This is a genomic window from Aerococcus viridans, assembly GCF_002871935.1.
Lineage (GTDB): Bacteria > Bacillota > Bacilli > Lactobacillales > Aerococcaceae > Aerococcus > Aerococcus viridans_B.
In genome coordinates this window covers 19,256-29,503 of sequence record NZ_PNHQ01000020.1, presented here as the reverse complement: position 1 = coordinate 29,503, position 10,248 = coordinate 19,256, and the positions used below count along the sequence as shown (strand labels likewise).

General features: G+C 38.2%; 8 protein-coding genes and 4 tRNA genes. 2 read left to right on the top strand and 10 right to left on the bottom strand.

The window, feature by feature from the left end; all coding sequences use genetic code 11:
* Positions 1-63: 63 nt before the first annotated feature.
* The 6 genes from CJ191_RS07710 to CJ191_RS07685 form a co-directional block, all read right to left on the bottom strand.
* The gene (locus CJ191_RS07710; protein WP_102199446.1) at positions 64-276 is read right to left on the bottom strand and encodes a hypothetical protein; all 213 of its coding nucleotides are present in this window, start codon (positions 274-276) and stop codon (positions 64-66) included.
* A gap of 202 nt (positions 277-478) precedes the next feature.
* A tRNA-Pro gene (locus CJ191_RS07705) sits at positions 479-552 on the bottom strand.
* Between the two features lie 17 nt (positions 553-569).
* A tRNA-Arg gene (locus CJ191_RS07700) sits at positions 570-643 on the bottom strand.
* 12 nt (positions 644-655) lie between these two features.
* Positions 656-740: transfer RNA gene (locus CJ191_RS07695), tRNA-Leu, on the bottom strand.
* Between the two features lie 39 nt (positions 741-779).
* A tRNA-Gly gene (locus tag CJ191_RS07690) sits at positions 780-851 on the bottom strand.
* Between the two features lie 182 nt (positions 852-1,033).
* Complete coding sequence (locus CJ191_RS07685; RefSeq protein WP_102199445.1) at positions 1,034-1,345, bottom strand: hypothetical protein; 312 nt, start codon at positions 1,343-1,345, stop codon at positions 1,034-1,036.
* A gap of 319 nt (positions 1,346-1,664) precedes the next feature.
* Between CJ191_RS07685 and yfcC the strand changes: the two genes are divergently transcribed.
* Together yfcC and iadA are read left to right on the top strand one after the other, a co-directional pair.
* Positions 1,665-3,374, top strand: a complete 1,710-nt coding sequence (gene yfcC / locus CJ191_RS07680; RefSeq protein WP_102199444.1) for a putative basic amino acid antiporter YfcC — start codon at positions 1,665-1,667, stop codon at positions 3,372-3,374.
* Between the two features lie 53 nt (positions 3,375-3,427).
* Positions 3,428-4,603 (top strand): beta-aspartyl-peptidase, encoded by a 1,176-nt coding sequence (gene iadA / locus CJ191_RS07675; protein ID WP_102199443.1) that lies wholly within the window; start codon positions 3,428-3,430, stop codon positions 4,601-4,603.
* Between the two features lie 183 nt (positions 4,604-4,786).
* On the opposite strand, the gene CJ191_RS07670 is transcribed toward iadA, so the two are convergent.
* The 4 genes from CJ191_RS07670 to malQ all read right to left on the bottom strand — a co-directional run bounded on the left by CJ191_RS07670 (position 4,787) and on the right by malQ (position 10,172).
* On the bottom strand, positions 4,787-5,701 hold the full coding sequence (locus tag CJ191_RS07670; RefSeq protein WP_102199442.1) for an ROK family protein: 915 nt from the start codon (positions 5,699-5,701) through the stop codon (positions 4,787-4,789).
* A gap of 84 nt (positions 5,702-5,785) precedes the next feature.
* Positions 5,786-6,109: a PTS cellobiose transporter subunit IIB gene (locus CJ191_RS07665; RefSeq protein WP_102199441.1), complete on the bottom strand. Its 324-nt coding sequence runs from the start codon at positions 6,107-6,109 to the stop codon at positions 5,786-5,788.
* A 155-nt stretch (positions 6,110-6,264) separates the two neighbouring features.
* Positions 6,265-8,532, bottom strand: coding sequence for a glycogen/starch/alpha-glucan phosphorylase (locus CJ191_RS07660; protein WP_102199440.1), 2,268 nt, complete (start codon positions 8,530-8,532; stop codon positions 6,265-6,267).
* Between the two features lie 65 nt (positions 8,533-8,597).
* On the bottom strand, positions 8,598-10,172 hold the full coding sequence (malQ, locus tag CJ191_RS07655; RefSeq protein WP_102199439.1) for a 4-alpha-glucanotransferase: 1,575 nt from the start codon (positions 10,170-10,172) through the stop codon (positions 8,598-8,600).
* Positions 10,173-10,248: the final 76 nt, after the last annotated feature.

Here is a 10,248-nt window from a genome sequence, read left to right as displayed (position 1 = left end):
TAATGGAAATGAATGATAAATAAAAAAACCAAGCAATCAATGATTACTTGGAAATTATTCTCATCAGTCCGATTTGACGAAGAGCCCATTTTTAACGATGTTATGTCCTTCTTTTATACAGCCGCAGGCTGGACAGTACTGGGGATTTACCTCCAATTTAGCATGATAGAATAGCGATAACCTATTATTAAATTTCTTCTCTTCAACCACATTTTTAGTATCAAATATAATATTTTCATCTTTCAATTGTAGGGTAATATTGATAAAATTATTCATGCGAGGATCTCCTATCTATTAGTTGTCGTTAACTTAATGATAATGGAATCCTCGTTTTTTTGCGAAAAAAATTGGACCAATGACTTTTTTAGTCATCAGTCCTATATATTGTAGAGCCACTTTTATCATAGTTCTTATTGACGTGTATCCATGTATAAAAGTAGACACAAAAAAAGATAGCCCTATTGAGCTACCCCATTAGTCGGGAAAACAGGATTCGAACCTGCGACCCCTTGGTCCCAAACCAAGTGCTCTACCAAGCTGAGCTATTTCCCGTTATTCAAAAATAAACATGCACCCAGCAGGAGTCGAACCTGCAACCGCCTGATTCGTAGTCAGGTACTCTATCCAGTTGAGCCATGGGTGCATAAATATAAAATGCCGAGGACCGGGGTCGAACCGGTACGAGGTTATCCCTCGCAGGATTTTAAGTCCTGTGCGTCTGCCTATTCCGCCACCCCGGCATATTTATCAAAGTATTCAAAAGTTTGCCTTATGGACAAAGCGGAAAACGGGGTTCGAACCCGCGACCCCCACCTTGGCAAGGTGGTGCTCTACCACTGAGCTATTTCCGCGTGTTTTTTGTGTCATCAACTGACGACTTAATAAGAATATCATCTGATAGCAAAGTTGTCAATAAGATTTTTTAAAAAAGTTCAAAAAACATGAATAAATAACTTTTCAATTAAAAAAACTACAAAAGATACATCAAATGATCAAGATACACCTTTTTGCGACCTAGATTTTTATTGCCTTCTTAATCCACTATCATCTCATACTGATGGTCGTCTAAATTTACCGAAAAACTAAGATCATCTCTAACCCCAATCACTCGTCCTAATAATCGAGCCGGTTCGTCAGATACCATATTCTCTTCCAAATAAATTACATCTAAAAGCAAAGAAATACTCATCGGAATATCTTCTTCTCGCTCAAATCCAGTTTCTTCCATATAAGCTAACATATCCTCATATAGGTAATAAATACGTTCAACTTGTAAATCTTGCAGCGAAATCGCATCATTCAAATAAATGAATGATAGCAAATATATAGAAAATACAGTCTTCACATTTTCTTCAATATTTTATCTTAAATCTTCACGAGAAATTCAAATATCCGCGCTAGTATATAAACATACCCAATATAAAAACTTTTCTTCATAAATCTTTCTCCTCCCAAACGAAAGATTCAATCATAGCCACCTACCGACTCCCAACGGTAGGTGGCTTTTTTTGTATGTGAACAACCTACTCAGCGTAGCTTGCTTCGCCTCTTATGATCTCACATGTTATATACACTTAATGATTGCTTATTTCATAAAGGTCGTTGTTATTTCCCTCATAAAAGTATACAATTTAATAGAAATTTAATATTTAAAGGAGAAACTTATGACATCAAATAAACCGAGGTTTCAAACACCTCATACATACGTTATTATACTAGGCATCGTCTTATGTGCTTGGTTGCTTACATTTGTTGTCCCAGCCGGAAAGTATACGACTGAGGAAATTCAATATGAGGTTGGGAATGGTGAAACTGCCTCTCGTGTAGTCTTACAACAAGGTTCATTTAGGTATATGCACCCCTTAAAAGAGGATGTATTAATCGATAACTTAGATAGCTTAGCAGATCAACCAGAAACACTAGCCAATTTAGAAGTAGATAGCGAAGAATTAAATAACTTGCTTGAAAATAAAAGCAAGCTTTCATTAGACACCCTATCTGAAATTGGATTAGAGGAATCAGAGTTATATGAATTGTACGGCGACAATATTTACGATACCTCTATCAAATTAAATAAAACTGCTGGTATTTGGGGTACCGATGACCACTATGGTTTTGGTTTCTTGAATTATATTTTTGAAGGTTTAGTGACCGGGGACCGTTATGGCTCAGCAATTGGTATCGTGGCCCTGCTTCTAGTAGTTGGGGGATCATTCGGTATCATCATGAAAACTGGTGCTATTGATGCAGGTATTTACGCTTTTGTAAATAATGCCAAAGGCTTTGAACATCTTGCCTTACCCTTAATATTCTTTATTTTCTCTTTTTCTGGGGCAACTTTTGGGGCTTCTGAACAGGTTATCCCATTCGTAATGATTATCGCCCCATTCTGTGTGGCATTAGGTTATGATTCAATTACCGCTGTAACCATTACTTTTGTAGCTTCACAAATCGGAAATGCGACCTCATGGATGAGTCCATTTTCAATCGCAATTGCTCAAGGTATCGCTGGTTTACCTGCCTTATCAGGTGCTGGTTTCCGTATTTTTATGTGGTTCGTGATTACAAGCTTAGCATGCGGCTTTCTATTACTCTATGCTCGAAAGATTAAAGCCAATCCTGAAGCTTCGCCTTCATTCCACTCTGATGCATTCTTTAGAAGTGACCAAGCTCAAAATGAACAAGGTCAAAAGCCATTCCTACTAGGTCACAAAATCATTTTACTTGAGATGTTATTCGGTTTGGCTTGGATTGTCTATGGTGTAATGTCGCTTGGATTCTCTATTCCAGAATTAGCTTCACAATTCTTTATAATGGGCTTACTTTCAGGGATTACTGCACTAATCTTTAAGCTAGATAATCTAACCATTAACGATATCGCCTATGCCTTTACTGAAGGTGTATCTGATTTAGCGCCAACGGCTGTAGTTGTTGGTATGGCAAAAGGAATTTTACTCGTTTTAGGTGGCTCAGATGCAGGGACTTTCTCTGCCTTAAATACCATCCTATATAGTGTAGGGAATATCCTTTCTCATGTGCCTGCTATCTTTGGTGCGTGGTTCATGTATATTTTCCAAAGTTTATTCAACTTAGTTGTGACATCAAATTCAGGTCAAGCTGCCCTTACAATGCCGATTATGGCGCCATTAGCTGATATTATTGGGGTATCTCGTCAGGTTGCTGTCCTAGCCTTTCAATTAGGTTCAGGATTCGTAGATGCCTTTACACCTGTATCCGCTAGTTTGGTGGGTTGTCTAGCTGCAGCTAGAATTGACTGGAGTGACTGGGCTAAATTCCAAATTAAAATGCAAGTATTCTTATTCGCACTAGGTACAGCCTTTATCTTCCTAGCGATTGCTATTGGCTATCAATAATTATCTGTATAAATCCAATCCATTGGTTAAGAATTTAGAAAGGAAGTATTGCAATGAAAATTATTCGTCACGTTGATATCTATGCACCTGAGCATATCGGTCAAAAAGATATCTTAATAGAAGGTCACCGCATCATCGCCATTGAAGACCATATCGAAGCCAATATCACTGGTGTAACCATCGAAGAAATTGATGGTACTGGGAAAATAGCCAGTCCTGGCTTTATTGACGCTCACTTCCATTTACTTGGCGGTGGTGGTGAAAATGGTTTCCAAAACCGTACACCCGAAGTGAAACTTACAGACTTAACAACTGCTGGTGTTACAACTGTTGCCGGTCTACTTGGTACCGATGGTGTAGGTCGTGATGATGTCGCCTTACTATCTAAAGCACACGCATTAGAAATCGAAGGTATTTCTACCTATGTATATATTGGAAACTACCGTCTACCAATTGAAACAGTAACCGACTCTATTATTAAAGATATTATGGTGATTGATAAGGCTATCGGTATCGGTGAAGTAGCCATTTCAGACCACCGTAACGGTGCACCCACATTTGAACAGTTTGCCCATGCTTGTGCTGATTCCCGTGTTGGAGGTCTACTTGCTGGTAAAGCTGGGGTTGTAAACATCCATGTTGGCCCTGGAAAAGACAGATTAAAGTTCATTTTCCAAGCTTTAAAAGAAACAGATATTCCAGCAACCATCTTCTATCCAACCCATATTGGTCGTAGCCAAGAGCTAGTAGATGAGGCAATTGCTTTCGCTAAATTAGGTGGTACATTTGATGTGACTGCCAGTGAAAACCCTGACCAAACGGAAGAACTAGATGGTGAAGTACCATTTAGACGCATTTTACGTCAAGTATTAGATGAAGGTTTATCTCCTGAATGCATTACACTCACTTCTGACGGACAAGGTAGTTTACCAAGATTTGATGAAAATGGTAACTTCCTACGCATTGGGGTAGCGAGCGCAAGATCATTGTTAATTGGTATTCAGGAAGCCGTTCAAAGGGAGAAGATTCCACTAGAAATTGCGCTACAAGCCGTTACATCTAATCCTGCTAGAATGTTAAAACTTGACCACAAAGGACAACTTGCTGTAAATAAAGATGCCGATATTCTATTATTAGACAAAGAAACCCTTGCTATCGATACAGTAATCGCCAAAGGTGAAGTCATGGTCGACGATGGACAAGCCGTTCGTTTCGGTACATTTGAATAAAATAAAAAAGAGGCTGGGACAAAAATATCTCAGCCTCTCTTTGCTATATAAGAACGTTTATCATTGGGTGCCAAAAATCAGCATTGTCCGATACTTCCCAAATGACGCCAATAATATTTCATTATTGTGCGCCTTTTGGTCCAGTAGGTCAATTCTAAACGACTTTTGTCTCACCTTCTTTTATTACATTTCTATCAATAATTGGTAAACAGCTCCGATCAAATTGGCTTCACTACCATACTTACATAAGTCAATTTCAATCGGTTCAAATGAATTTTTAAACCATTCTACACAGTCTCTTATTTCATTATATTTGTTTTGGATTCCTTCTAATAGTAATGGTTGAGCGGAGATACCGCCACCAAAAATAACACGGTCAAGGTCTAAAGAAATTTGTAGGGTGTGAATAATATAAACGATATCTTGGCAATATTGATCAAATAAAGCTGTAACTTCAGGACTATCCCCTTCTGCTAAAGCTTGGAATACTTCTTCCCCATCTCCTGGTGCTAACCCTAATAGTTCTCTAGATTTATTCACAAAAACAACCGCAGATCCACGTCTACCCATTGCGTTCTCTGTAGTCATATCACTAGATGACGCATACATATAGGACAATTCACCCGCTTGGAAGTGGCTACCTTGATGGAGTTGACCATTTAAAACAATACCACCACCTACACCAGTTCCTAAAAGTAAGACCAGTCCGTTCTCGACATTTGTTAAATTGCCTTGCCATAATTCAGCTTGAGCCGCTGCCTTCCCATCGTTAATAGCTGCTGCTGGCAAGCCAAAATTTTCTTGGATAAAAGTTTTAAAATTTAATCCATCGATAAAAGGGATTGCACCACCAACATGGACAACACCTGTTTCAGAAACAACTCGCCCAGGCGCAGAAAATGCTACACCTTTCAATTGGTCACCTACTTGTGCTTTCGCCTGGTCGACGATATCTATGATTGCTAATTTTAAATCCGGTAAATTCTGGGGTGTCTTCCGTTTGTTCTGATTGGTAACTTGTCCCGTCTCATCAACTAGTCCTGTCTTGATATTTGTACCACCAATATCTATACCTAAATATAATGATTGCGCTGTCATTAACCTACCTCCAAAATGGCTTACTTATAAGATGCTTTCAATGATTTTATCATGAATCTGTGATTTTTTTACGTTTTCAACTCTTTATCTGTTTTCAAGGTGCACTTCAATTAAATCTGCCAACATTTGCGTTTGCCGTGGTAAGGGTACATAGGCTTGTGGTGGAATCTTGGCAATCGGTTTATGCATCCGGTTAGCGAATTTAGCTAATTGATCAAAAAACATTCTCGTTTGTGGACTCACTAGATACAGATCAAATTGATCATCTTCAATGGCCTTTTGCCCTGCATACACTGATGTGGCATTTACTTCGATAGCTTTTCCTGCTGTTTGAAACAAGGCCGTTGCCTTCTTAGCAACTAATGAAGATGACATCCCACCCGCACAAACGATTAATACCTTTTTCAATAACTCCTCCTTTTGCACATGAATTTACTTGTTTTATCATTTTGAAAACCTTTACATCATTATCTACTTTCACATAGCAAGATACAAGAAAAACCGAGCAAATAAATATGAATTTGCTCGGCTTCTTTTGATTATGCACTTATTTTAGTAAATGATTATTGGTCTAAATGCCAAATATCATGATTGTATTCTTCAATCGTACGGTCAGCTGAGAAGTAACCCGCATTCGCAATATTGATTAAAGAACGACGCGTCCACTCATGACGGTCTTCGTATTCATAGTAAACTTTTTCTTTTACATCAATAAATTCTTCTAGGTCAATTAAAGCCATGAAGTAGTCTTTATTGGTCATGTCATTATATAGACGTTGTAAGCGTTCTGGAATACCATAAGCCATTAACTCGTCAGAGATAATGAAGTCTACGATTGGTTTAATGCGCGCTTGTTTATAGTAGTATTGTGGGTCGTAACCATCTGTTGCGTATAGATTAACGATTTCCTCACTTGACTTACCAAATGGATAAACATTTTCTTCGCCTACTTGTTCAGCAATTTCAACGTTGGCACCATCCCAAGTCATGATAGTTAATGCCCCATTTAACATGAATTTCATGTTACCAGTACCAGACGCCTCTTTAGAAGCTAATGAGATTTGCTCAGAGATATTGGCTGCTGGAATTAAGTATTCTGCTTCAGAAACGTTATAGTTATCTACGAATACCACCTTCAAGTGTGGTGCAACATCTGAGTCATTTTCGATTAACTCTGATAGTGACAAGATTAAATGGATAATGTCTTTCGCAATTGTGTAGGCCGGTGCTGCCTTACCACCGAAAATAATCGTGATTGGTGTACCAGGAATATGTCCCGCTTTAATTTCATGGTATTTGTAGATGATGTATAAGGCCAACATTTGTTGACGTTTATACTCATGAATACGTTTGATTTGGACATCTACAATTGAATTGCGGTCAATATTGATACCACGTGTACGTTTTAAGTGGTCTGCTAAGGCATTTTTATTTTCTTTTTTAATGCGACGTAGCTCATCTAGAACTGCTTCATCATTTTCAAATGCTAATAAGCCTGTTAAATCAGCATCTTCGTGCCATTTCGTTCCAATATGTTCATCCATAAAAGTTGCCAATCTTGGGTTAGAGGCCATTAACCAACGACGGAAGGTAATGCCGTTTGTTTTGTTTGAGAATTTTTCAGGATAAATATCGTAAAAATGGTTTAACTCATTATTTTTCAATATTTCTGTATGTAAAGCGGCAACCCCGTTAATTGAGAATCCAAAGTGAATCGCAATCGATGCCATATGAACTGTACCACTTTGATCAATAATGTGCACCGCTGGTTTATCCGGGAATTCCGCTTTAATGATTTCATCTAGCTTTATAATGATTTCGGCAATCTCTGGTACAACTTCTTGAATATCAGATAATGGCCATTTTTCTAGGGCTTCTGAAAGAATTGTGTGGTTAGTGAAAGCGACCACGTTGCGTGTGATTTCCACCGCTTCTTCAAAATCAATGCCATGTTCTGTTGTCAGTAAACGAACGAATTCTGGAATAATAAATGTCGGATGGGTATCGTTAATTTGTACAACAACATATTCTGCTAAGTCATGGATATTAGATCCACGCTCAATTGCTTCTTGAATAGCTAATTGCGCCCCATTTGATACCATAAAATATTGTTGATAGATACGTAATAAGTTCCCGTTACGGTCAGAGTCATCCGGATATAAGAATAAGGTCAGGTTTTCTTCAATTTGCGTCTTGTCAAAATTAATAGAACCTTCTTCGATAATTTCAGGATTTACTGTATCTAAATCAAATAAGCGTAATTTATTCACGTTTGGTTGGTTGTAACCAGGTACATCAATTTCATATAAAGTAGATTGTAAAGTAAATTTACCGTATGGCACTTTGTATGAAATATCAGACTTCGTCAACCAAGTTGGATGATCTAACCACTCATCTGGTTCATAAGATTGTTTATTATTTTCAAAATATTGGCGGAATAAACCAAAGTGGTAATTTAGTCCAACACCATCACCATTCAACCCTAGCGTTGCAATAGAGTCTAAAAAGCAGGCTGCTAATCGACCTAACCCACCATTTCCAAGTGAAGGTTCAGCCTCAGCTTCTTCAACTTCCGCTAAAGATGTGCCATTTTCTGCAAGTTCTTTAGCAACTTCATCATATAAGCCTAAGTTTAGTAGATTATTTGATAGTAATTTACCAATTAAAAATTCGGCAGAAATGTAGTAAAGTTTACGTTTACCTTCATTTTTAGGCATTGCCGCTGTTTTTTCTTGGACAAGGTCTAATAAGACTTTGTAGATTTCTGCATGCGATAATTCACTTAGCGGTTGATTAAATTGTGCTTGCGCACGTTCGTTTAAATTTAACATGATTATCTCCTTATCTATAAATGTGTATTCGTCAATTTAAATAGTTTATTCAAGGGTTACTTTAGCTAATCATTATCTTCAGGTAAAAAGGCAGCCTCTGCTGTTGCACTATTTATACCATTATTTGTATCATCTTGACCAATGAAAGCTTTGTTTACTCTAAAGTATGTTTCAGTAACTGTAAGTAGGCGTTCCTCAAGGTCAACTGTAAAGTCATCCTCACTCATGCGCCAGTCCCAGTTATCACCAATGGTAGATGGAATATTGATGCGCCCTTCTGGTCCTAAACGTAATAGGTCATTCATCATATAGATGGCTAATCTTGAAGGTGATGCAGCAATCCCTCTAACAAACGCATCAGAAGGGTGTTCACCTACACGTCGGTTAAGATATTGGTCAGCTTGATCTCGTTCAGCTTGGCTGGCTTGGTTCATATACCAGTCATAAGCTTGCATCGAATCATGTGTTGATGCATAGGCTACTGAATTGACAGGATAATGATGTGGTAAGTCCTCTGAATCTTGACCATAGAAACCATTTTGGAGGACTTTCATTCCTGGGTAACCCGTTTTATCCCGCAAATCATGAACGGCTTGCGTCATAAAACCTAAATCTTCAGCAATCACCTTGATGTCGCCTAATGCCTGTTTAAACTGGTCAAAAATTTTAATGCCTGGGCCTTTCTTCCAAGAGCCTGAAGCAGCGGTTGGTGACCCAAATGGGACAGCCCAATAGCTTTCAAATCCACGGAAGTGGTCAATGCGTACGACATCGTACAATTTGAAGCTCTCCTTCATCCGTAAAATCCACCAAGCATAATCGGTTTCTGCCATGTAGTCCCAGTCATAAATTGGATTACCCCAATACTGGCCGTCAGCCGAATAGAAATCAGGTGGTACACCGGCAACCAAGGATGGATTTTTCTTCTCATCAGTTAGGAATAATTCCGGTTGAGTCCACATTTCAACTGAATCGCGGGCTACATAAATAGGAATATCCCCGATGATTTGGATATGATGTTCATTCGCATAAGTTTTTAGGTCTTTATATTGTTGGTTAAACCAAAATTGAGTGACTAAATGATAATCATACCGGTCAACATGCACTTCACAGAATTGCTTAATAACCATTTCGTCGTAGTTACGCAAGTTTTCTGGCCATTCATACCAAGGCTTTTGTCCCTGTTCTTCTTTAACAGTCATATACTGGGCAAAAGGGACCAACCAAAAACTGTTTTCTTCATAAAATTGTAAGAATTCTGGTTGATTGTTAGCTTTAGCTGCCATAAAGTTCGCTACAGCTTTTTCAAGAATCGGTCTCCTTTTTTGGAAAATTGTATTGTAAGCTACTTTCTTTGGATTATTACCAAAATCAACTCCTTGATAATCTGTTTTATTTAGATAACCCTGTTTCGTTAATAGATCAAAGTCTATAAAATGGGTATTACCAGCAAAGGCTGAGAATGATTGGTAAGGCGAGTCCCCAAATGATGTTGTAGTCAAAGGGAGGATTTGCCAATATTGTTGCTTAGTTGCGACTAAAAAATCAACAAAATCATAAGCAGATGCACCAAATGAGCCGATACCAAATTGATTTGGTAGGGAAGATATATGTAAAACGACACCGCTTGCTCTCTCCATGATGAAACCTCCTATTTTTACTGTTTCTTTGTTAATTCACTTACATTTTACATAAAGCGCTTGCATAATGCAACCG